This is a genomic window from Pseudophaeobacter profundi (assembly GCF_029697505.1).
In the GTDB taxonomy this organism is placed as follows: domain Bacteria; phylum Pseudomonadota; class Alphaproteobacteria; order Rhodobacterales; family Rhodobacteraceae; genus Pseudophaeobacter; species Pseudophaeobacter profundi.
Genome location: NZ_JARJEF010000017.1, coordinates 19,198 through 42,728, shown reverse-complemented (window position 1 = coordinate 42,728; position 23,531 = coordinate 19,198). Strand labels below are relative to the sequence as shown.

19 protein-coding genes are annotated in these 23,531 nt (G+C 60.4%); 12 read left to right on the top strand and 7 right to left on the bottom strand.

The annotated features are described in order from the left end of the window. Positions 1-113 precede the first annotated feature (113 nt). Positions 114-545, top strand: coding sequence for a DUF1489 family protein (locus P2081_RS18785; RefSeq protein WP_278924334.1), 432 nt, complete (start codon positions 114-116; stop codon positions 543-545). Positions 546-822: 277 nt separating this feature from the next. On the opposite strand, the gene hisG is transcribed toward P2081_RS18785, so the two are convergent. The 4 genes from hisG to P2081_RS18765 all read right to left on the bottom strand — a co-directional run bounded on the left by hisG (position 823) and on the right by P2081_RS18765 (position 5,107). Next, positions 823-1,515: an ATP phosphoribosyltransferase gene (hisG, locus tag P2081_RS18780; protein WP_278924333.1), complete on the bottom strand. Its 693-nt coding sequence runs from the start codon at positions 1,513-1,515 to the stop codon at positions 823-825. After that, complete coding sequence (locus tag P2081_RS18775) at positions 1,512-2,600, bottom strand: ATP phosphoribosyltransferase regulatory subunit (protein ID WP_278924332.1); 1,089 nt, start codon at positions 2,598-2,600, stop codon at positions 1,512-1,514. Before P2081_RS18775 ends, hisG begins: the two co-directional genes overlap by 4 nt. Before the next feature lie 3 nt (positions 2,601-2,603). Continuing rightward, positions 2,604-4,103: a histidine--tRNA ligase gene (hisS, locus tag P2081_RS18770; RefSeq protein ID WP_278924331.1), complete on the bottom strand. Its 1,500-nt coding sequence runs from the start codon at positions 4,101-4,103 to the stop codon at positions 2,604-2,606. A gap of 176 nt (positions 4,104-4,279) precedes the next feature. Then, a complete protein-coding gene (locus tag P2081_RS18765) occupies positions 4,280-5,107 on the bottom strand; it encodes a crotonase/enoyl-CoA hydratase family protein (protein ID WP_278924330.1) in 828 nt (275 codons plus the stop codon). 129 nt (positions 5,108-5,236) lie between these two features. Between P2081_RS18765 and P2081_RS18760 the strand changes: the two genes are divergently transcribed. After that, complete coding sequence (locus tag P2081_RS18760; protein WP_278924329.1) at positions 5,237-5,431, top strand: SlyX family protein; 195 nt, start codon at positions 5,237-5,239, stop codon at positions 5,429-5,431. A gap of 58 nt (positions 5,432-5,489) precedes the next feature. Here the strand turns inward: P2081_RS18760 and dnaE are convergent, their stop codons facing one another. Next, a complete protein-coding gene (gene dnaE, locus P2081_RS18755; protein ID WP_278924328.1) occupies positions 5,490-9,002 on the bottom strand; it encodes a DNA polymerase III subunit alpha in 3,513 nt (1,170 codons plus the stop codon). 435 nt (positions 9,003-9,437) lie between these two features. On the opposite strand from dnaE, the gene xdhA reads away from it, so the two are divergent. The 7 genes from xdhA (at position 9,438) to P2081_RS18720 (ending at position 18,855) form a co-directional block, all read left to right on the top strand. Continuing rightward, positions 9,438-10,820, top strand: a complete 1,383-nt coding sequence (xdhA, locus tag P2081_RS18750; RefSeq protein WP_278924327.1) for a xanthine dehydrogenase small subunit — start codon at positions 9,438-9,440, stop codon at positions 10,818-10,820. Then, positions 10,817-13,192 carry a xanthine dehydrogenase molybdopterin binding subunit gene (xdhB, locus tag P2081_RS18745; RefSeq protein ID WP_278924326.1) on the top strand — a complete coding sequence of 792 codons (2,376 nt, stop codon included), beginning with the start codon at positions 10,817-10,819 and terminating at the stop codon, positions 13,190-13,192. The genes xdhA and xdhB overlap by 4 nt, the downstream gene beginning before the upstream one ends. Beyond that, on the top strand, positions 13,182-14,144 hold the full coding sequence (gene xdhC / locus P2081_RS18740) for a xanthine dehydrogenase accessory protein XdhC (RefSeq protein ID WP_278924325.1): 963 nt from the start codon (positions 13,182-13,184) through the stop codon (positions 14,142-14,144). Before xdhB ends, xdhC begins: the two co-directional genes overlap by 11 nt. Continuing rightward, the gene (locus P2081_RS18735) at positions 14,141-15,658 is read left to right on the top strand and encodes an ABC transporter ATP-binding protein (RefSeq protein WP_278924324.1); all 1,518 of its coding nucleotides are present in this window, start codon (positions 14,141-14,143) and stop codon (positions 15,656-15,658) included. Before xdhC ends, P2081_RS18735 begins: the two co-directional genes overlap by 4 nt. Before the next feature lie 45 nt (positions 15,659-15,703). Next, entirely contained in the window at positions 15,704-16,786 is a 1,083-nt protein-coding gene (locus P2081_RS18730; protein ID WP_278924323.1) for an ABC transporter permease, read from the top strand. Continuing rightward, positions 16,786-17,706 (top strand): ABC transporter permease, encoded by a 921-nt coding sequence (locus tag P2081_RS18725; RefSeq protein WP_278924347.1) that lies wholly within the window; start codon positions 16,786-16,788, stop codon positions 17,704-17,706. Before P2081_RS18730 ends, P2081_RS18725 begins: the two co-directional genes overlap by 1 nt. A gap of 75 nt (positions 17,707-17,781) precedes the next feature. Further along, the gene (locus P2081_RS18720; protein ID WP_278924322.1) at positions 17,782-18,855 is read left to right on the top strand and encodes a BMP family ABC transporter substrate-binding protein; all 1,074 of its coding nucleotides are present in this window, start codon (positions 17,782-17,784) and stop codon (positions 18,853-18,855) included. Between the two features lie 119 nt (positions 18,856-18,974). On the opposite strand, the gene P2081_RS18715 is transcribed toward P2081_RS18720, so the two are convergent. Both P2081_RS18715 and P2081_RS18710 read right to left on the bottom strand, forming a co-directional pair. Continuing rightward, the gene (locus P2081_RS18715; RefSeq protein ID WP_278924321.1) at positions 18,975-20,213 is read right to left on the bottom strand and encodes an HlyD family secretion protein; all 1,239 of its coding nucleotides are present in this window, start codon (positions 20,211-20,213) and stop codon (positions 18,975-18,977) included. 4 nt (positions 20,214-20,217) lie between these two features. After that, positions 20,218-20,577: a hypothetical protein gene (locus P2081_RS18710; protein WP_278924320.1), complete on the bottom strand. Its 360-nt coding sequence runs from the start codon at positions 20,575-20,577 to the stop codon at positions 20,218-20,220. Positions 20,578-20,750: 173 nt separating this feature from the next. Between P2081_RS18710 and P2081_RS18705 the strand changes: the two genes are divergently transcribed. The 3 genes from P2081_RS18705 to P2081_RS18695 are packed head-to-tail and all read left to right on the top strand — an operon-like array spanning position 20,751 to position 23,448. Further along, positions 20,751-21,701 (top strand): aldo/keto reductase, encoded by a 951-nt coding sequence (locus tag P2081_RS18705; RefSeq protein WP_278924319.1) that lies wholly within the window; start codon positions 20,751-20,753, stop codon positions 21,699-21,701. Further along, positions 21,698-22,777 (top strand): NAD(P)/FAD-dependent oxidoreductase, encoded by a 1,080-nt coding sequence (locus tag P2081_RS18700; protein WP_278924318.1) that lies wholly within the window; start codon positions 21,698-21,700, stop codon positions 22,775-22,777. The genes P2081_RS18705 and P2081_RS18700 overlap by 4 nt, the downstream gene beginning before the upstream one ends. Then, positions 22,777-23,448 carry a DUF938 domain-containing protein gene (locus P2081_RS18695; protein WP_278924317.1) on the top strand — a complete coding sequence of 224 codons (672 nt, stop codon included), beginning with the start codon at positions 22,777-22,779 and terminating at the stop codon, positions 23,446-23,448. The genes P2081_RS18700 and P2081_RS18695 overlap by 1 nt, the downstream gene beginning before the upstream one ends. Positions 23,449-23,531: the final 83 nt, after the last annotated feature.

Here is a 23,531-nt window from a genome sequence, read left to right as displayed (position 1 = left end):
CGAAAACACGGAACCTTGATAAATAATTACCGAGTGTACCACAATATCTTGCTGGCGAAAAGGATTTGAACACTATATAAAGGTGTCGCTCTGGACGACTCTGTGGGGAAGCTGTGGATAACTACATCAATCTGGTGAAACTCTCGGTTGGCACTGAAAGCGTTGAGGGTCTGCAAGACTGGCAAGACACAACCCGCCATAGCCTGCCCGAAGGCCTGCCCCGCCATGTCACCCGCATGTGGCCCAAACGTGCAGCCGAAATTCTGGCTGGCGGATCAATATATTGGGTCATCAAGGGCCAAATTCAATGCCGCCAGCGCATCCTGCGCCTGGATGAACTCATCGGTGACGACGGGGTGCGCCGCTGCGCCATTGTTCTGGATCCAGTGCTGTTGCGCACCCACACGGCAATCAAACGCCCCTTTCAGGGCTGGCGGTATCTGAAACCAGAGGACAGCCCGGCCGATTTACCCAAAGGCCATGCAGCAGAAGTCCCCCTGCCCTTGGAGCTTTCCCAGGCGTTGGCCGAAATTGGGGTCATCTAACCTCCGCCCGCTCCCTTTGCTCCGCCAGATAGGGCGAAGACTGCACCGCAGCCCTGCGCAGCAGGCTCTACCCTGGGCGCGCCACCTGAACCTTCCCTGACACAAAGCCCCTTCACAAGGGCACCTCTGTCCCCAAAGGTGCCTTGGCAACGGAAAACGCCGCGCCATAGCGCGGCGCCCGGCCCAACGGGCGCTCCTGCAATTTATTGCCGGGGCAACGGACGGGAGAAGCCCCCTGCCCCTGTTCAGCGCGCACAGCCGACTGCGCGGCCATGACCTAGCCGAGGATCAGGGTATTCATCGCCTTCAACGTCTGGCGTTCCTCGGGCGTGTAGTCCGCCGTGCGGCTGCGCCACAGGGTCGCCTGACTTTGCAGCACCAGACCATCCGACAATAGCTTCAGGTGATTGGCGCGCAGGGTTTCCCCGGTAGAGGTGATATCGGCCACCATTTCGGCAGTCTCGTTCTTTACCGTGCCTTCGGTAGCGCCCTGGCTATCCACCAGTTGGTAGTCGGCCACGCCAGCTTCGGTCAGGAATTCACGCACAAGCCGATGGTATTTGGTGGCAATGCGCAACCGATGCCCATGCAGGCGCCGGAACGACGCCGCAACCGCATCCAGATCCCCCAGCGTATCCACATCGATCCAGAATTGCGGCACCGCCAGGATCAAATCCGCATGGCCAAAGCCCAGCGGCTGTAGCTCTTGCAGTTGCTGTTCCCATAGCGGCAGCTTTTCCTGCACCAGATCAGTGCCTGTGACACCCAGATGAATCCGCCCCGCCGCCAGTTCGCGCGGGATTTCACCAGCGGACAGCAAGACCAGTTCCATACCCGGCACACCTTCGATGGCGCCGGCATATTCGCGCTCTGACCCGGTGCGCGACAGCGTCAGGCCCCGCTTGGCAAACCAATCAAAGGTCTTTTCCATCAGCCGCCCCTTGGACGGTACTCCCAGTTTCAGGCTCATGACTGACCCTCCTCGAGCATCAGCATCAGATCCGGGCGCAAAACGCCCCCAACGGCGGGAATATCGCCGTCCTGCCCCAACTGCCGGGTCAGCGCATCATAGCGCCCGCCACTGGCAATCGGCGGCAGATCAGGGCGCGCTGCGGCATAAAAGCCAAAGACAAACCCATCGTAATATTCCATTGAAGTCCGCCCGTAGGAGGCCTCGAAATCCAGGCTATCAATATCGATGCCGCGCGCCTTGAGCGCCGCCACGCGGGTGTCCAGACGATCCAGCGCCGGGGTGATGGCCGGCAGATCCACCGCGATATCGCGCATCTGTTCCAGGGCAAAGGGCACGGTTTCACGCACCGCCATCAGCGCCTCCAGCGCCAGCAGTTCATTTTCGGCCAGCGGCGGCGCAGCAGCATCCGCCCGCAACAGGTCGATCCGCGCATCCACCTCTGCCTCACTGCGTTTGCCCAGCACCGGGGCGGATCCAGTCAGCACCCCCTCAGAAGACAGCAGTTTCAGGCGCGCCTCGGGCACCGGGCTGCGCCCGGCATAGCGATCCAGCAAGGCGCGGAACCGCCGGGGTCGCCAGATATGGCGCATCAGGGCGGCCTTGCGCACCTCGGTGGTGTCCAGCCCCTGAACCGCAGCCATCAGGATGCCAATATCACCGGTTGCCGCCCGCAGGGGCAGGCCACGCAGTTGCAGCGCGATCAGCGCAAAGACCTCGGCATCAGCGCCGGCCGGGTCATCGCGTTCAAAGACCTCATAGCCGACCTGCAGATATTCGCTGGCGCGATCCGGATCCTGTTCCTGACGGCGAAAGACCTCGCCAGAATAGGTATAGCGGGCCGGTTCCGCCCCCTCGCGCATGTGCATCTGCACCACAGGCAGGGTGAAATCGGGACGCAGCATCTGTTCGCCACGCACCGCATCCGACGTCACATAGGCCCGCGCCCGGATATCTTCACCGTACAGATCCAGCAGGGTACCGGCAGGCTGCAACAGCGGCGGATCCACCACCTGAGCCCCTGCGGCCTCAAAGGTCATGCGCAGCCGTGCGGCCAACGCCAATGTAGAAGAGCGATCCGGCATGGCTTAGCCCTGACTTTCAAGAATTTCACGTACCTTGGCGATCAGATCGCCACGCGGAACTTCAAACTGACTGGGGCGTTCTTTCCACTCTTCCAGAGTGGCACTTTCAGCGATCTTGGCGCCCAGGATCAGATCTTTAATCTGAATAACCCCATTGGCCTTTTCATCGCCGCCCTCGATCACCGCGACGGGTGAGTTGCGCTTGTCCGCATATTTCAGCTGGTTGCCAAAGTTCTTTGGGTTGCCCAGATAGACCTCGGCGCGGATGCCCGCATTGCGCAGCTCCGCCACCATGGCCTGATAGTCAGCCATGCGGTCTCGGTCCATCACCGTCACCACCACCGGGCCGGTGGGGGTCGCGGCCAGGCGGCCCTTTTCGCGCAGCGCCGCCAGCAGGCGATCAACACCAATGGATACACCCGTCGCCGGCACTTCCTGGCCGGTAAAGCGCTTGACCAAATCATCATAGCGCCCGCCCCCCGCAACAGAGCCGAACTGCCGCTTGCGGCCCTTTTCGTCCAGGATGTCAAAGGTAAGCTCGGCCTCAAATACCGGGCCAGTGTAATAGCCAAGCCCGCGCACGATAGAGGGATCAATTTCGATGCGATCACTGCCATAACCGCCCGCGGCCAGCAGATCACCGATCTGTTCCAGCTCGCCAATGCCGTCCAGACCCACCTGCGAGCTGCCAACAGCGGCGCGCAGGTTTTCAAAGGTCTTGGCCACATCAGCGGCCTTGGAGGTCAAGAACGCCAGCACCGGCTCTGCCTGATCCTCGCTGAGGCCAACGCCATCAATATAGGCGCCGGACGCATCCAGCCGCCCCTTGGTCAGCAGCTCACGCACGCCGGCTTCACCAACCTTGTCGAACTTGTCAATGGTGCGCAGCACATTGTCACGGGCCAGCTGGTCATCGCCCAGCCCCATGACCTCCAGCACGCCGTTCATCACCTTGCGGTTGTTGACCCGCACCAGATAGTCGCCGCGTGGAATGCCGACAGTTTCCAGCGTATCCGACAGCATGGCGCAGATTTCCGCATCCGCCGCCATCGAGGCGGTGCCGACAGTATCCGCATCGCATTGATAGAACTGGCGATAGCGGCCAGGGCCGGGTTTCTCATTGCGCCACACAGGTCCCATCGCATAGCGCCGATAGGGTGCGGGCAGATCGTTGCGGTGCTGGGCATAGACCCGCGCCAGCGGCGCAGTGAGGTCATAGCGCAGCGCCATCCAGTCGCCCTTGTTGCTGTCTGGATCGTTCTCGTCGACCTCTTGCCAGGCAAAGACGCCAGCATTGGGGCGGTCGACATCGGGCAGGAACTTGCCCAACGCTTCGACGGTTTCCACCGCCGCGCTCTCCAGCGCTTCAAACCCGTAATGATGGTAAACACCCGCGATGGTACGCAGCATTTCAGAACGCTGTGTCACCTCTTCGCCGAAATAGTCACGAAATCCCTTGGGCGTCGCCGCCTTGGGACGGGGCTGTTTCTTGATCTTGGCCATGAAAAGGCCTCCTCACGGGTGGGTTTGGGTCATTTACTCGCCGCGCGGTCTAGCCCAAGCCGCCCCTATGAGCAAGGTAGCAGAGTCAAACCGCCCGCATATCAAAAGGGGGCAATCCGGCGCTGCCTAGCAATCAGCTATGACAGCCCTGCGACAGATGCACAGGTCGGGTGGTGTCAGATCTTGGTGAAATCCCCGGCACGTCCCAGCCCCGCCGCAAACCGCTGCGCCCCGGCGCGCCCTTCGGCCAGAAAGGCAGCAGCAGAGCGCCATTCCCGCCGCAGCCCGGCCGCCAGTACTGCCGGATCCTGGCGGGCCGACAGATGGTCTGCCTGCAGACAGGCCTGCGGATAGCGCGCAAGGTCGCGCGCAAGGTCCTGCGCCTCGGCCAGCGCCGCGCCCGGCGCGCAGAGCCGATTGGCAAACCCGGCCTGATAGGCCTCTGGCGCGTCAAAGGGGCGGCCGGTGAGGATCAGATCATTGGCCCGGCCCTGGCCCAGAATCTGCGGCAGGCGCAGGGTGCCGCCATCGATCAAGGGCACCCCCCAGCGGCGGCAGTAGACCCCGGCAACCGCATCTTGGGCCATCACCCGCAGATCGCACCAGGCCGCCAGTTCCATGCCACCCGCCACAGCCGGGCCTTCGATTGCTGCGATCACCGGCTTTGTCAGCATCAAGCGGCTGGGTCCCATGGGACCGGGGCGCGGATCAGCCATCGGATTGTGCCAGTCTTCGGGGATATCCAGGCTGGCAAGCCAGGCATCGGCCTCTCCGCCACCAGCGGATTTCAGATCGAACCCGGCACAAAAAGCGCCCCCTGCCCCGGTCAGAACTGCAATCTGCGCCGCCGGATCCAGCTCAAAATCCATAAATGCAGCATAAAGCGCGCGGGCCGTGGCAGGGTCCACCGCGTTGCGCAATGCGGGCCGACACAGGGTGATGGTGGTAATACCTGCCTCGGTATGGCTGGTAACCGAAGGGGGGCAGGTCTCTCTCTGGGGCATTGGGGCGCTCTTTTCTGTAATAAATCGCGTTGACCCGGCCAGCCTGCGCGTCTTGGGCATGGACCGGCAAGGGGAACCGCCATATGACGTTGCGCAGCCCCGCTCAACAGATCAGCCCAGGAGGACACGATGCAGGCTTTGGAAGAACAGATTGCCCATCTCACCCGCACCGTCGAAGAGATGAGCGACGTGGTGGCCGCGCAACAGAACGAGATTGACCGCCTGTCGAAACGGGTGCGGATGCTGATGGAACGCGAAGCCACCCGCGAACAAGGCAGCGGCGGCGCGCATGTCTTTGGTGACGAACGCCCGCCCCACTACTAGGGGCGCGGCGCAAGGATCAGCACATCGGCGGGAAGATCCAACTTGCGCAAGCGGCGCCTCAGATCTCTTCCACCTCCATCACGCCTTCCAGCGATTTGATCGCGCCCTTGATCTGCGGGTTGATCGGGAAGGGCTGGCCCAGATCCATTTCAACGTCCCCCGGCAGACCGGGATCCTGCAGATAGAGGTAGATGGCGCCGGGGTTGGCGTTGCGGGCGGCCGTCTTGGCATCTTCCAGCACCTTGGCCACGGTGCTAATCGCCGTCACATCATCCAGATAGATCCGCAGCGAAGACCGCCCGGCATCGGCAATTGCCGCATCCACCGGCCCGGCAGAGCGCATCAGCAGTTTCAGCTGGTCGCTTTCCATCGTCGCCTCGGCGGTGATCACTATCTTTGATCCGGTTTCAAGAAACTCCCGCGTTTTTTCCAGCACATCGGAAAAGATCGTCACTTCAAAGCCGCCGGTGGTATCCGAGAGCTGCGCAAAGGCAAAGCGATTGCCACGCGCAGATTTCCGTTCCTGCCGCCCGGCGACGACCCCTGCCATCTTTGCCATGAAGGGGCCGCGCTCAGCCTTGGCCATGACCTCGTCCAGGGTCATCACATCCTTGCGTTTCAAGGCGGGCATATAATCGTCCAGCGGATGGCCCGACAGGTAGAAGCCAATCGCCTTGAATTCCTCCGACAGCCGCTCTGCCGGCAGCCAATCCGGGGTGCTGGCCAGCCGCGGTTCGGGCAGGTCATCGCCGGCCTCGCCAAACAGCGACACCTGATTGGAATTTTTCTGTTCGTGGATCGCATTTGAATAGTTCACCAATCCCTCAAGACTGTCGAACACCCGGCGGCGGTTGCGGTCCAGCTGATCAAAGGCCCCGGCGCGGGCCAGCATCTCCAGTGGGCGTTTGCCGATCTTTTTCAGGTTCACCCGTCGGGCGAAATCAAACAGATTGACAAAGGGACGTTCCTGGCCATCTTCGCGGCGCGCATCCGCCACCAGCCGCATCACATCCATGCCAACGTTTTTCAGCGCGCCCAGCGCATAGACCAGCTCGCCGTTGACCACGTTGAACGTCGCCAGAGAGCGATTCACGCAGGGCGGCACATAGGGCAGGCCTAGGCCTTTTTTGACCTCTTCAAAATAGATCGCCAGCTTATCCGTCAGATGGATATCGCAGTTCATCACCCCGGCCATGAATTCAACCGGGTGGTTCGCCTTGAGCCAGCCCGTCTGATACGAAACCACCGCATAGGCCGCCGCGTGGGATTTGTTAAAGCCGTAGTTGGCGAATTTCTCCAGAAGGTCAAAAACTTCCGACGCCTTTTTGGCAGGCACGCCATTCTCTGCCGCGCCCTTTTCGAATTTGGGACGCTCGGCGTCCATCGCCTCTTTGATCTTTTTACCCATGGCCCGGCGCAACAGATCGGCACCGCCAAGCGAATAGCCCGCCATGACCTGGGCAATCTGCATCACCTGTTCCTGATAGACGATGATACCTTGGGTTTCCTCAAGGATATAGTCGATCAGCGGATGCACGGATTCGATCTTTTTGAGACCGTTTTTCACCTCGCAATAGGTGGGAATGTTTTCCATCGGCCCCGGACGATACAGCGCCACCAGGGCGACGATATCCTCGATGCAGGTGGGTTTCATCCGTTTCAGCGCATCCATCATGCCGGTAGATTCCACCTGGAACACCGCCACGGTTTTCGCCGCTGAGTAGAGTTTATAGGTTGGCTCGTCATCCAGAGGGATGGCGTTAATTTCATTCACCGCACCTTCGGGCGGTTCATAGAGCTGGGTGCCATCGGCCGCCGTATGTAGGTCGCGCCCGGACTGCTTGATCAGATCCACCGCGTTTTGAATCACCGTCAGGGTTTTCAGGCCCAGAAAGTCAAACTTGACCAACCCGGCCTGTTCCACCCATTTCATGTTGAACTGGGTGGCCGGCATGTCTGAGCGCGGATCGCGGTAAAGCGGCACCAGCGCATCCAGAGGCCGGTCGCCAATCACCACCCCCGCCGCGTGGGTACCAGCCGAGCGCAACAGCCCCTCAACCTGCATGCCATATTTCAAGAGCCGGTCCACCACCGGTTCGTTCTTGGCCTCTTCCTGCAGGCGTGGCTCTTCTTTCAAGCTGTCCACAATGGACATCGGCTTGACACCTTCAACCGGGATCAGCTTGGACAGACGGTCAACCTGGCCATAGGGCATCTGCAAGACCCGGCCCATGTCGCGCACCGCAGCCTTGGACAAAAGCGCACCAAAGGTGATGATCTGCCCCACTTTGTCGCGGCCATATTTTTCTTGCACGTATTTGATCACCTCTTCTCGGCGATCCATGCAAAAGTCGATGTCAAAGTCAGGCATCGACACCCGTTCCGGGTTGAGGAAACGTTCAAACAGCAAACTGTAGCGCAGCGGATCAAGGTCGGTAATCGTCAGCGCATAGGCCACCAATGACCCCGCACCGGACCCCCGGCCCGGCCCGACCGGGATATTGTTGTCCTTGGCCCATTGGATGAAATCGGCAACAATCAAGAAATAGCCGGGAAACCCCATGCCTTCGATGATGCCCAGTTCAAAATCCAGACGTTCCTGATATTTTTCAACGGTATCCGCGTGGGGGATCACCGCAAGGCGCTGCTGCAGCCCCTCATTGGCGATACGGCGGAGCTCTGCCACCTCGTCATCGGCGAACTTTGGCAGGATGGGGTCGCGCAGATAGGCCTTGAACGCACAGCGCTTCGCAATTTCAACTGTATTTTCAATTGCCTCTGGCAGGTCCGCAAAGAGCGTGACCATTTCCTGCTGGCTTTTGAAATAGTGCTGCGCAGTCAGACGGCGGCGCGGCTCGGATTGGTCAACATAGGCCCCCTCGGCGATGCAGATCATTGCATCATGTGCCTCATACATTTCCGTCTTGGGGAAATAGACATCATTGGTCGCCACCAGCGGCAGCTCCATCGCATAGGCCATTTCGACATGGCCGCGTTCGGTCAGCTTTTCCGCTTCGGGCTGGCCGTCTTCGCCAGGGTGGCGTTGCAGCTCCACATACAGCCGGTTGGGGAAAATCGCCTTCAGCCGCTGCATCAGGTCTTCTGCGGCGGGACGTTGCCCCTGACGCAAGAGCCGCCCAACCGGCCCGTCAGGGCCCCCGGTCAGGCAGATCACATCTGTTGCATTCTGCGCAAGATCTTCCAGCGTCACATAGGGCAGTTCGCTGCCCTGGCGCAGATAGAGACAGGAATTCAGCCTCATCAGACATTCATAGCCGGTCTCGCTCTGGGCGAGCAGAACCAGTGGCGCGGGTGGCTGGGGCCGCTCGCCCGGCGCGGGCTCGACAAAACGCAGATCCATCTGGCAGCCAATGATCGGCTGCACCCCCGCCCCGCTGGCCGAAACAGAGAACTCCAGCGCCGAAAACAGGTTATTGCTGTCGGTCACAGCAATGGCGGGCATATCGTTGGCTTTGCACAGATCCGGCAGCTTTTTCAGGCGCAGGGCGCCTTCCAGCAACGAATATTCGGTATGGGTGCGCAGGTGGATGAATCGCGGAGCATTTGTCATGCGCACAAACTAGCCCATCGCCCGCGCAAGGATAAGAGCCGATCTTGCCTGTCAGCACAGCATTTACCGGGAGCCAGATCTCTGCACCCTGCCCCAAAAAGCAGCAACAAGACGCCCCAAGGCTGCCGTTTTCAGCGATTTCAGGCAGGAAACCTCTGGCCATTATCAAATACGGTTTGAAAGTCCTGCGGGCTGATATAGGTTTTTCTGGGGACACCACAAAGGAAGTGCTTTAAAAATAACGGCATGCCCCTGTATACGGCAATATAATTTCGTCATGAAATGCTGCAGGGCAGAGTCACTTTTTCTTGCCAGAACAAGAGACTGCTTCGTAGGCTATGTCCAGCAAGCATATGCAAGGCCCGCCATACTTTCTACGTCGCATCGAAAGCATGGCACCAAGGGTGGTTCACGTAAGGCGACGGGTTTCACACGATGACAATCACCTTTCATCTGAACGGTGAAGAGGTAGTGCTCAAGGATCTTGATCCTGCGGCAACACTGCTTGACTTTCTGCGCGAAGAGCGCGGGCTTACGGGAACAAAAGAAGGCTGCAATGAGGGAGACTGCGGCGCCTGCACCGTGATGGTGAGTGATAAGGCTGGCTCCAAGCCATTGAATTCCTGCATTCTGTTTCTGCCGCAGCTAAACGGGAAATCCATCCGCACGGTTGAAGGTGCCAGCGACGCCGACGGCACGCTGCACCCCGTTCAAGAGGCGATGATCAGCCACCACGGCAGCCAATGCGGGTTCTGCACGCCTGGTTTTGTGATGTCGATGGTCACGGCCCATAAGAACGGTGCCAGTGACCATGATGTGCAATTGGCAGGCAACCTGTGTCGCTGCACCGGCTATGCGCCGATCATTCGCGCCGCCGAAGCCGCCGCCACCGCCCCCGTACCACAGTGGATCGCGTCAGACCCACTGCCCGCTACCGAGGCTGCAGCTGCCCCTGCCGACATGCTGCCGCACAGCGCCGAGGCGCTGGCCGCGCTGTATCTGGCCAATCCCGAGGCGCGACTGGTGGCAGGTGCCACCGATCTTGGGCTTTGGGTCACCAAGGGGCTGCGCGAACTGGGGCAGATGATCTTTCTGGACGGCTGCGAAGATCTGAAACAGATCGAGATCAATGACAGCGAAATCCGCTTTGGTGCCATGGTCGATATGAACCGGGTCCGCGACACCCTGACGCCGCTGCACCCCTCTTATGGTGAAATGATCCGTCGCTTTGCCAGCCAGCAGGTGCGGGCTGCGGCGACCATTGGCGGCAATATCGCCAATGGCTCTCCGATTGGGGATAACCCACCGGCGCTGATTGCGCTGGGGGCACAGTTGCATCTGCGCCAGGGCGACAACCGCCGCACCATCGCGATCGAGGATTTTTTCATCGATTACGGCAAGCAGGATCGCCGCCCCGGTGAATTTGTCGAAGCCGTCAGCCTGCCGCGCCAACCAGACCGCCTGCGCGTCTACAAGCTGTCCAAACGCTTTGATCAGGATATTTCCGCAGTGCTTGGAGCCTTTAACATCACGGTAGAGGATGGCCAGGTGACAGTGGCCCGCATCGCCTTTGGCGGCTTGGCGGGCACGCCCAAACGCGCCGCCCATCTGGAAGCCGCCTTGATCGGCCAGAACTGGAGCGCCGCAACCATTGCCGCAGCAGCCCCGGCGCTGGATCGCGATTTCACCCCGCTCAGCGATATGCGGGCCTCGGCCGAATACCGGTTGGAAACTGCACGCAGCATGCTCAGCCGATATTTCAACGATCTGTCCGCTGCCTCAGGCGTTAGCCAATCGGTTCTGGAGGTACAGCTATGAGCCTTGAAAACGCCCAGCCCGTCGGCAAGCCCCTGCCCCATGACGCCGCCAAACTGCATGTGACCGGCAAGGCGCGCTATGTCGATGACACGCCCCTGCCGCGCAACGCACTGCACCTGGCTTTTGGCCTGTCCCGCATCGCCAAGGGCCGGATCACCGCAATGGACCTGGCCCAGGTCAAATCCAGCCCGGATGTCGTGGCCGTGCTGACCGCTGCGGACCTGCCCTTCAGCAATGATGTCTCGCCCTCGATCCATGACGAGCCCCTCCTGTCCGATGGTAGCGTGCATTACTTTGGTCAGCCGCTGTTTCTGGTGGTGGCCAAGAGCCACCGCGCCGCACGGATCGCCGCGCGCAGGGGCGACGTCAGCTATAGCAAGGAACCCGCCCTGCTGACGCTGGAAGATGCCCTGGCCGCCAACAGCCGCTTTGAGGACGGCCCCCGCATCTATCAAAAAGGCGATGCCGAGGCCGCGATCGAGGCCGCCGCGCATCGGGTCGCCGGCGAATTTGACCTGGGCGGGCAAGAGCATTTCTACCTGGAAGGCCAGGCCGCCCTGGCCCTGCCCCAGGAAGATGGCGGCATGTTGGTGAATTCATCAACCCAGCACCCAACCGAAATCCAGCACAAGGTGGCCGAGGCCATCGGCCTGCCCATGCATGCCGTCCGGGTTGAAACCCGGCGCATGGGTGGCGGCTTTGGTGGCAAGGAAAGCCAGGGCAACGCCCTTGCCGTGGCCTGCGCCGTGGCGGCGGCCAAGACCGGCAGCCCCTGCAAGATGCGGTATGACCGCGATGATGACATGGTGATCACCGGTAAAAGACATGCCTTTCGGATTGCATACCGGGCGGGCTTTGACAGCGACGGGCGGCTGGAGGGGGTGTCCTTTACCCATCTGGTCAATTGTGGCTGGGCACAGGACCTGTCGCTGCCGGTGGCTGATCGCGCCATGCTGCACAGCGACAATGCCTATGCCATCCCCGCCATCCGCATCGAGAGCCACCGCCTGAAGACCAATCTGCAAAGCGCCACCGCCTATCGCGGATTTGGCGGCCCACAGGGCATGGTTGGCATTGAACGGGTGATGGACCACATCGCCCATGATCTTGGGCTGGATCCGGTCGAGGTGCGGCAACGCAATTATTATGACGCCCCTGATGAGGAGTCGGAGGGGGGCGCTGCCCCCCGGTCTGCGACCTCCCCCCGAGGTATTTCAGGCAAGATGAAGCCGCGGGACAACACCACGCCCTATGGCATGGAGGTACGCGATTTTGAGCTGCATGCGCTGACAGACCAGCTGCTGGAGAGCGCGGATTATGCGGCCCGCAAGGCCGAGATCGCCACCTGGAACGCGGATCAGCCGGATTTGAAGCGCGGGCTGGCCTTTTCGCCGGTGAAATTTGGTATTTCCTTCACCCTGACGCATCTGAACCAGGCCGGGGCACTGGTGCATGTGTATCAGGATGGGTCGGTGCATCTGAACCATGGTGGCACGGAAATGGGCCAGGGCTTGTTTCAGAAGGTGGCGCAGGTGGCAGCCAGCCGCTTTGGCATTTCGCTGGACAGCGTGAAGATCACCGCCACCGATACCGCCAAGGTGCCCAATACATCGGCCACGGCGGCCTCTTCCGGATCTGATCTGAACGGGATGGCGGTCAAGGCCGCCTGTGACACCCTGCGCGACCGTATGGCCGCCCATCTGGCAGAGCGGCATCAGACGCAGGCTGATGCAGTCGTCTTTGCCGACGACCGGGTGCGTATTGGCGGTGATGAGATCTCTTTCAAAGAGGCCGCCAAGCAGTGTTACGAGGGACGCGTGAGCCTGTCGGCCACCGGGTTTTACAAGACGCCGCACCTGCAATGGGACCGTATCAAAGGACAGGGGCGGCCGTTTTTCTACTTTGCCTATGGCGCCGCGATTACCGAGGTTGTGGTGGATCGTCGTTCTGGTGAAAACCGCATCCTGCGAACCGATATTCTGCATGATGCCGGGGCCTCGTTGAATCCTGATCTCGACATTGGCCAGGTGGAAGGCGGCTATGTACAGGGCGCGGGCTGGCTGACCACGGAAGAGCTCATCTGGGATGACAGCGGGGCGCTGCGCACCCATGCGCCCTCGACCTATAAAATCCCGGCCTGTTCTGATCGGCCGGATGTGTTCAATGTGGCGCTGTTTACCGGGCAGAACCGCGAAGACAGTATTTACCGTTCCAAGGCGGTTGGCGAGCCGCCCTTCATGTTGGGCATATCCGCCTGGCTGGCGCTGAGCGATGCGGTGGCGCAGTTTGGCACGGGGTATCCGGCCTTGAATGCGCCGGCCACAGCCGAAGAGATCTGGCGCTGCGTCCGGAGGCAGGCAGATGGGGTTTGATCTGGGTGATCTACGCCGACACCTGACCCGGCATGGCCGGGTGGTGCGTGTTGTTATTGCCTCTATTCGGGGATCTTCCCCCCGTGAGGTGGGCGCGGCGATGCTGGTTTGGGACAGCGGTCAAAGCGGGACGATCGGCGGCGGTGCGCTGGAGTATGAGGCCGCGGCTGCGGCCCGCAGGCAGGAGGTCTCTTTGCGTCTGAGCACCCACGCACTTGGGCCGGATCTTGGCCAGTGCTGTGGCGGCTCCGTCACTTTGGTAAGCGAGATCTACACCGAGGCGGATCTGGCGCAGCTGGAAGCGGCGGGGGATGTCATTGCCCGCCCGGTGACCCCCGCATCACAGGTCGAGGGACAGGTGCCTTTGGCGGTGAAACGTCTTTTGGCGCAGGAACGCGGCCACGGGCAACGCCCCGCGCCGCAGCTGATCGAAGGCTGGATACTGGAGCCAGTGCACAAACCGCAGGCCGATCTGTGGATCTGGGGGGCCGGCCATGTCGGGCGCGCCCTGGTGGATGTGCTCGCCCCGCTGCCGGATCTGACAATCACCTGGGTCGACACCAGTGCCGCGCGCTATCCGGCACATATCCCAGCCGGAGTGACCCAACTGCCCACCGCGAATCCGCCGCTTTTGCTGCGTCATGCGCCGGTAAATGCACAACATCTGGTTCTCACCTATTCCCATGAGCTGGATCTGGCGCTATGCCACGGGTTGCTATTGCATGGGTTTTCCTTTGCGGGGCTTATTGGATCGGCCACCAAATGGGCGCGGTTTCGCAGCCGTTTGGCGGGCCTGGGCCATAGCCCTACCGAGATTTCCCGCATAACCTGCCCAATCGGAACCCCGGCCCTGGGCAAACACCCGCAGATGATTGCGATTGGCGTGGCGGCTGAACTGCTGGCCTTGGCCAGCGGCAAAGAGATGAAGTTAGAGAAGGAACGGCGCGCGTGACAGAGGTACTATTGAGCCTGAAGGGCCTGACCAAGGCCTACCCCGGCGTCGTGGCCAATGATTCCGTGTCCTTTGATATTGGCACCGGCGAGGTGCATGCGCTCTTGGGGGAGAATGGGGCGGGCAAATCCACCCTGGTCAAGATGATTTACGGGTTGGTCAAACCCGACAGCGGCGAAATGATGCTGCGCGGCAGCCCCTTTGCACCGGGCGAACCGCGCCAGGCCCGTGCCGATGGCATTGCCATGGTGTTTCAGCATTTTTCCCTGTTTGATGCGCTGAATGTAGCGGAAAACATTGCCCTTGGCATGGAAAACCCACCCAAGATGCGCGACCTGGCCTCGCGTATTCGCGATGTTTCCGAAACCTACGGCCTGCCGCTGGATCCCTATCGCACCGTTGGCGATCTCTCGGCTGGCGAACGCCAGCGGGTCGAGATCATTCGCTGCCTGTTGCAGGACCCCAAGCTGCTGATCATGGATGAACCGACCTCGGTGTTGACCCCCCAGGAGGTGGAAATCCTGTTCCAGACCCTGGAAAAACTGCGCGCCGAGGGGACCTCTATCCTTTATATCAGTCACAAGCTGGAAGAGATTCGAACGCTCTGTGATCATGCGACCATTCTGCGGCTTGGCAAGAATGTCGGCGAATGCATTCCCTCCGAAACCTCGGCCAGTGAAATGGCCGAACTGATGGTGGGATCTGCCCTGACGCCACCGGAACGCGGCAGCCGCGTGTTTGGCGATATGGCCCTGGATATTTCCGGGCTTTCCGTGCCTGCGCCTTCGGCCTTTGGCACCGCCCTGCGCAATGTGCATCTGACAGTACGCCGCGGCGAAATTCTTGGCATTGGCGGCGTGGCGGGCAATGGCCAGGATGAATTGCTGTCGGTTCTATCTGGCGAAGTCCTGACCCAGGCCGACGCGGTCAAACTGGGCGCGACGCCGATTGGCCGTCTTGGACCGGTGGCGCGGCGCGCACTGGGCGTTCTGGCCGCCCCCGAAGAACGCCTGGGCCATGCCGCCGCCCCGGATATGAGCCTGACAGAAAACGCCATGCTCACTGGGGCCACCCGCGAAGGGCTGGTCAAGAATGGCTTTCTCAAATGGGCCGAGGCAACAGAGTTTGCAAAGCGCGTGATCAAGGAGTTTGACGTCCGCACGCCGGGGCCCGAAAACGCCGCGCGCTCTCTTTCGGGTGGCAACCTGCAGAAATTCGTCATCGGCCGGGAGGTACTGCAACGCCCCGAAGTTCTGGTGGTGAACCAGCCCACCTGGGGGGTTGATGCCTCGGCAGCGGCGGCCATTCGCCAATCCCTGCTGGATCTGGCTGCGGGCGGAGCTGCGGTGATCTGCATCAGTCAGGATCTAGACGAACTGATGGAAATTTCAGACAGCTTTGCCGCCCTAAACGAAGGCCGCCTGTCAGCGCCGCGTCCCGCAGCCGGGCTGAGCGTGGAAGAGATTGGCCTGATGATGGGTGGGGCCCATGGCATGGAGGTGGCGCATGTCTGATCGCGCCCCCCGCAAGAGCAAAACAAGACAACAGGGAGAGGCCGCATGATCCGGCTCGAAAAACGGCCACAGCCTTCCAAGGCCTGGTCGCTGGCCACACCGCTGGTGGCGGTGCTGGCGACAATGATTGCGGGCGGCCTGCTGTTTGCCGCACTGGGAAAAGACCCGGTAGAGGCCATTCGCACCATTTTTTGGGAACCGCTGTTTGGTGAGTTTTCCTTTTATTACCGCCCGCAGCTTTTGGTGAAAGGCGCGCCTTTGGTGTTGATCGCCATTGGCCTGTCGCTGGGCTTTAAGGCGGGGATCTGGAACATCGGCGCCGAGGGGCAGTATATCATGGGCGCCCTGTTTGGCGCTGGTGTTGGCCTTGCCTTTTACCCGTTCGAGGCCTGGTATATTTTTCCGCTGATGGTCATTGCAGGTGGTTTTGGCGGCTGGATCTGGGCGATGATCCCGGCCTTTCTGAAGGTGCGCTTTGGCACCAATGAAATTCTTGTCTCACTGATGCTGGTCTATGTGGCCGAACAGTTTCTGGCCTCTATGTCGCTGGGTTTGTTGAAAAACCCCGAGGGCCATGGCTTTCCCGGATCGCGCAACCTGCAACAATACGACAGTGCCCATAACGCCGAGCTGATTGCTGGCACCGGTATGCACTGGGGCGTGGTTGCGGCGCTGATTGCGGTGATCTTTGCCTATGTTTTGCTGAACCGCCACATGACCGGCTATCACATCCGCCTGACCGGCGAAGCCCCGCGCGCGGCGCGTTTTGCAGGCGTCAACCCCACCCGGCTGATCCTGTTCTGCCTGGGCACATCCGGCATGCTGGCCGGTCTGGCGGGCATGTTTGAGGTCACAGGGCCGTCAGGTCAGGTGTCGATCGATTTCAACGTCGGCTATGGGTTCACCGCCATTATCGTCGCCTTTCTTGGCCGACTTCACCCTGTTGGCATTCTGCTGGCCGGGGGCCTTATGGCGCTGACATACATTGGCGGCGATATTGCACAATCGAACCTACAGCTGCCTTCGGCGGCCATTCAGGTCTTTCAGGGCATGCTGCTGTTCTTTCTGCTGGCCTTTGATCTTTTGACCAATTTCCGCATCTCGCTTGGCAAAACGGAGGTCGCATGATGGATCTTTCTGCAATCAACCCTGTCCTGCTTATTGCCTCGCTCATGGTGGCGGCGACGCCGCTGCTGTTTGCTGCCATCGGCGAATTGGTAGTGGAAAAATCCGGGGTGCTGAACCTCGGTGTCGAGGGCATGATGATCGTTGGCGCGGTGGCGGGCTTTGCCACGGCTGTGGAAAGCGGCTCTCCGCTCCTCGGCTTTGTCGCCGCAGCGGGCGCCGGTGCGGCGCTCTCGGTTCTGTTTGCGATCCTGACGCAATATGCCCAGGCCAATCAGGTGGCATCCGGCCTGTCGCTGACGCTGTTTGGCCTCGGCCTGTCAGCACTGATGGGACAAAGCTATGTTGGCATCAAACCGCCGCAGATGGAGAAGATCAATATTCCCGGGCTCAGCGATCTGCCAGTTATTGGCCCGATCCTGTTTGGCCATGATCTGATGCTTTATGTGGCAATCGCAGTCATCGCAGCGGTCTGGGCAGTACTGAAATTCAGCCGCATTGGTCTGGTGCTGCGGGCGGTTGGCGAAAACCACGACGCGGCCCATGCGCTTGGCTACAAGGTGGTGCGCATCCGTATCCTTGCAATCCTGTTTGGCGGCGCCTGCGCGGGGCTTGGTGGCGCCTACATCAGCCTGATCCGGGTGCCGCAATGGACCGAAGGCATGACAGCGGGAATCGGCTGGATCGCGCTGGCCCTGGTGGTCTTTGCCAGCTGGAAACCCTGGCGCGTGCTGCTGGGCGCCTATCTTTTTGGCGGTGTGACCGTTGTTCAGCTTAATCTTCAGGCAGCTGGCGTTGCCATCCCGGTAGAGTATCTGGCAATGTCGCCCTATCTGATCACCATTCTGGTGCTCGTCATTCTATCGGCCGATAAAAGCAGCGCACCTGCTGCCCTGGGCCGCAACTTCCACGCCGCCCGCTGATCAAAAGGCTAGCGGCCTACGACTTGTCCGGGGAATATCCTCGGGCACAACCAAAACTAACGGGGGATCCCTTTGATGAAACTGACAAACCTCATGACCAGCGCCGCTGTGGCCCTGGGCCTTGCAACCGCCGCCCTGGCTGAAGATCCAACCAAGGTTGGCTTTGTCTACGTTGGCCCAGTGGGCGATGGCGGCTGGACCTATGAACACGACCAGGCCCGCAAGGCCGTTGTGGAAGAGTTCGGCGACAAGGTGGAAACCGTCTATGTTGAAAGCGTCGCTGAAGGCCCCGATGCCGAGCGCGTGATCACCCAGATGGCGCTGCAGGGTGCGGACCTGATCTTCACCACCTCGTTTGGCTATATGGACCCCACCATCAACGTTGCGGCCAAATTCCCCGATGTGAAATTCGAACATGCCACCGGCTATAAAAACGCCGACAACGTCTCGACCTATTCCGCACGTTTCTATGAAGGTCGCGCCGTTCAGGGCACCATCGCGGGCCACATGACCAAGAGCAACGTTGTGGGCTACATCGGATCCTACCCGATCCCCGAAGTGATCCGCGGCATCAACTCTGCCTATATTCACGCCAAGAAAGTAAACCCCGACGTCGAATTCAAAATTGTCTGGGCTTTCACCTGGTTTGACCCCGCCAAGGAAGCAGACGCGGCCAAGGTTCTGATCGAACAGGGCGCTGATGTCATTCTGCAGCACACCGATTCCACCGCGCCACAGGCAGCAGCCCAGGCGGCAGGCAACGTGATCACCTTTGGTCAGGCTTCGGATATGGCGGAATACGCCCCCTCGCCGCGTGTGTCCTCGATCATCGACAACTGGGCACCCTATTACATCGCCCGGACCCAGGCGGTTATGGACGGCACCTGGGAAAGCAAAAGCACCTGGGATGGTATCGGCGCAGGCATGGTTGGCATCGGTGAAATCACTGATGCGGTTCCAGCCGACGTGAAAGAAGCCGCCCTGGCGATCAAGGCCTCGCTGGCGGATGGCTCCTACCACGCCTTTACCGGCCCGCTCAACAAACAGGACGGCTCTGCCTGGTTGGCCGAAGGCGAAACCGCCGATGATGGCACCCTGGCTGGCATGAATTTCTATGTTGAGGGCATCGAAGGCGACATCCCGCAGTAAGCCTCTCCTGCTGTAACGGCGCACCGTGCACCGTGCAGACCGGAAAAGAAAGGCCCGCCAGATGGCGGGCCTTTTTGCGTTACATCACATGCGGAAACTCTGCAGTTTCCTACGCGTTATCAGTGCCCGCCCGTAAAGACCAAGGTCTGCACTGGCATCAGCAACATTTGCAAACGCAACAATAGCGCATGTACCAGCCCAACCGTATCCACAACATGCAAGGCAATCCAGGACCCCAAGCCCAGATCAGGATCCGACAAACGGTCGTGGTTATTGGTATAGGCATTGGCCAGACAGCTGCTTCCCGGAGGGATGTCATCGGCCATCCCTTCATACAGCGGTTCCATGAACACGGTCAGCGTCCCTGGGCGGGCGTTGTCCTGCGGATCGCGCAGCACGTCAGTGGGGCGGATCTGGCCCGAAGGGATGACATCCTGCACTTCCACAACAATCATCGGAATGATGGTGAAGGGTTTGCTGAGACAGCCAATCTCGGCATACATGCCAGGCTTAATCACATTGGCCGTGATCTGACCAAAGCCAGCGACAAATCGATCTCTTTCAATAAAGGTATCAGGTACCAGTATGCCGGCCGGGCGCAGGATAGGATTGACGATATCCCCCACCTGCAAGCCAAACTGTTCGATCCGTCCGGACACGCCTGCAACCACCGAGCTCTTGGCAAGCTCCACTTCGGCCTGATGCAACGCCGCCTCGGCGCTGGCGCGTTGGGCTGGAATGTAGGTGGAAATATTTTCCTGAACCGAGCTTTCACGTGCTCGGGCTGCTTCCAGCTCTCCTTGACGGCGGGCAACCAGATTTTCAAGCCGCTCAATTTCAGTTTCTCGCACTGCAGAGGACCCGCGCCGACGCAGTTCAAGATTACGCTCCAGATCTTCAGTGGCCTGGGTCAAGCTGGCCTGCGCCTGAACAATCCCCGCCTTGGCGGCCCGCAGATCCGCAGCTGCCAGTGTCAGCGATGCCCCAATCTCTGCCACCTTGGTACGGGCAGTTTCGACCGCGGCTTTCTGGCTGCTATCATCCAACCGGAAAATAACATCTCCGGCTTCGACATGCTGATTATTTTGAACATGGACCTCGGAAACCCGCCCCCCGCGTTCAGACAGAATTGTCACGGTTCTGAAATAGGATCCAACCTGTGAAGTCGCAGGATGGAAGTAAAAGATCACCGTAATCAGGGACACCGTCAACACGATGCACAGGGTGATCCCCCAGCGCAATTCGTACCAAACAGAGAAAAAGGTAATTTCCTGCCCCAGACGTTTGCCCTGCACAAAGCGGCGATACAGAAAGTCGGGAAACACTGTCAGCAAAGAACAGATAAACAGTTCCAGCACAGGCTTACTCCTTATTCTTGCGTTGGCTCAGCTCGACCAAAGAGTTGGCGATTGACTGCAGCGGCGACAGGAAATCGGGCATCCGAAAGGCCGCGAGCATCAGGGCGGCCACCCAAAAGATGTTGTTATGCGTAAAAAGCGCCAGAACCGCCAGAATGCTGATCAACTGAAACTGCGCGTGATTATCTGAATGCGCCATCTTTTCCGGCAAGGCATGCAGCGTGAAATACAGCCCACCAATGGCAATGATCAAAACGATGGTGAAGATGGCCATGCCCGTGAACAAGGGATCACTGCCATCAGGGCCAGTAATATAGCCCGGCACATGACCGTTTGAGAGTGCATGAATGTTTGGGGTGGTCACGGTTTTTCCTCCAAAGAGATTATAACAAAACTGTTGCGCAACCATAGCATGGGCCCGCCCAATGCAGGAAGCGTTTCGAAACACTGCATCTGCGAAGGGCTGCAACCGCGCCTGCCTGCGCCTTGCAAAAATGCTGCTTTTCCCCAGCCAGAACCCGTGCAACTGTCTGGCCCATGACACAGATCCTCAAAAGCCCCGATGGAACCCCTGCCAGCCGCTTTGCCTTTGGCACCATGCAGTTTGGCGGCCGTGCGGATGCGGCACAATCGGCCGAAATCTATGATGCCTGCCGTGCAGTTGGCGTCAATCATTTTGATACGGCCTGGGTTTATACCAATGGCCAGAGCGAAGAGATCCTGGGGGACCTCATCAAGGATGAACGCGACCAGCTGATCATTGCCAGCAAGGTTGGCTATACGGGCGGCGCCGGGGCTGCCAATATGCAGGCGCAGTTTGACACCAGCCGCCGCCGGCTTCAGCTCGACAGTCTTGATATCCTCTACCTGCATCGCTTTGATGACGAGACAGATCTGCGCGAAACGCTGGCGTGGTTTGCCGCGCGCAAAGAAGCGGGTGAGATTTCCTATATGGGTCTGTCCAATTTTGCCGCATGGCAGGTGATGAAGGCGCAGATGCTGGGGGCCGAGTTTGGTCTTGCCACGGATATTTTGCAGCCCATGTATTCGCTGGTGAAACGCCAGGCCGAGGTCGAAATTCTACCCATGTGCAGCGACCAGAACATTGCCATTGCGCCCTACTCCCCCCTGGGTGGCGGGCTGCTGACCGGCAAATACATCACGGCCAACGCCGCTGGGCGACTGAACGAAGATGCCCGCTACAACAGCCGCTATGGCCAGGACTGGATGCGCGAAACCGCCCGCCAGCTGAGCCTTCTGGCCGCAGAGCGGGGCGTGGAACCGGCCACCCTTGCTGTGGCCTGGGTGGCCGCCCACGCTGCCGCACCGATGCCCATCATTTCCGGTCGTACCGCCGCACAGGTGGCCCCCTCGCTTGCAGCGCTGGATTTCCAGATGGATGCAGCACTCTATAGTGAGATTGCAGCGCTCAGCCCGCGCCCGGCCCCAGCGACGGACCGACTGGAAGAGCAGGAGGCGGGCGCATGACCTATGACTTCATCATTATCGGCGGCGGTATTGCCGGTGCCAGTGCAGCCGCCCGCCTGTCAGAGCTGGGATCCGTGGTGCTGTTGGAAATGGAACAGGCCCTTGGCTACCATGCCTCGGGCAGATCTGCCGCGATGTTCGAAGAAAACTATGGCCCACCCGCTGTCGTTGCCTTGAACCGCGCCAGCGCAGATCACCATCACAACGCCAATGGCGGCTATCTGACCCCGCGCGGGCTCATGATGGTTTCAGGGCCTGGTCAGGAACAGCATTTTGCCACCGACCTCAAGGAACTGCAGCTGGATGAGATCAGCTTTCGCGAAGCCCAGGACCTGGTGCCGATCCTGAACCCCAAAACCGTGACCCATGCAGGGCTGCATATGCTGGCGCAGGATCTGGATACCGACCGGATGATTCAGGATTTTGCCAAGGTTGCCCGCGCCGCCGGGGGCAGCATTGTGACCCGCGCCCGCGTCAGTGCCATCCGCCACACCGATCACGGCTGGCAGGTCGAGGCGGGCGACGAGACCTATACGGGGGCGCAACTGGTCAATGCAGCCGGGGCCTGGGTGGATGAAATCGCCGCACTGGCCGGGGTTGCCCCGATCGGCATCCAGCCGCGCCGCCGTTCCATGGCGCAATTACCGGCGCCAGGTGGCCATGACGTCACCCAATGGCCGATGCTGATGGGGGTTGGCGAAACCTGGTACGCCAAACCCGACGCTGGCAAGCTGCTGGTCTCTCCGGCGGATGAAGATCTGGCGGTGCCACATGATGCCTATGCCGACGACATGGTTCTGGCCGAGGGGCTGGCGCGCTATGAAGAACGGGTCACCACCCCGGTTACCCGGGTCGAAAGTAACTGGGCCGGGCTGCGCAGCTTTGCCCCGGATGGGTCGCTGGTGCTGGGACCAGACCCGACGCAGACGGATTTCATCTGGTGTGCCGCCCAGGGGGGCTATGGTTTTCAGACCGCCCCCGCCGCCGCACGCCTGTTGGCCGATCTGGTCGGCGGACGCCCTTCGGAACTGGATGCACCGACACGTGCCGCCCTTTCGCCCGAAAGGCTGCGCTGATGGCTGTGCGCTCTGTTCCCTCTGCCGCATCGGTTGCCCACCCCAAAGACGGCAAGCTTTTTGCAGAATCCGCAGCCCGTAACCTTGCCCCACTGTGTGATTTGCTGCAACAGGTCGCCCCACCGCAGGGGCGCCGGGCACTAGAACTGGCAAGTGGCACCGGCCAGCATGTAATTGGCTATGCCAGCCGCCTGCCCGATTTCACCTGGCAACCCAGCGAGGCAGACCCAGTTCGGCTGGACAGTATCAACGCCTATATCGCGGCGACAGACCTGACGAACATCCGCACCGCCACGCTGCTGGATGCCACCGCAGTCGGCTGGGGCGCAGGACAGCACCCGCAGGATCTGATTGTCCTGTCAAACCTGTTGCACCTGATCAGCAGTGCCGAAGCACAGCACCTGATCCAAGAGGCGGCGGTGGCGCTCGCGCCTCAGGGGCGGCTGGTGATCTATGGGCCATTCTCGCGCGGCGGAGAATTGACCAGCCCCGGCGACAGGTCCTTTCACTGCGCGCTAACGGCCCATGACCCCGAAACCGGTTACAAGGATGACTTTGACGTCCTGGACTGGGGAGAGGCGGTCGGGCTACGCACCGCCCAGGTTGTAGAGATGCCCGCCAATAATCTGGCGCTGGTCTTTTGCAAGGAGGCCCCTCAACCTGACGGCTAGGCCGTTCAGGACATGACCTAGATCAAGGTTCGCGGTCCCGGCGCGCAATACACCTTCAATAAATGGAATATCAATTGAAGGAC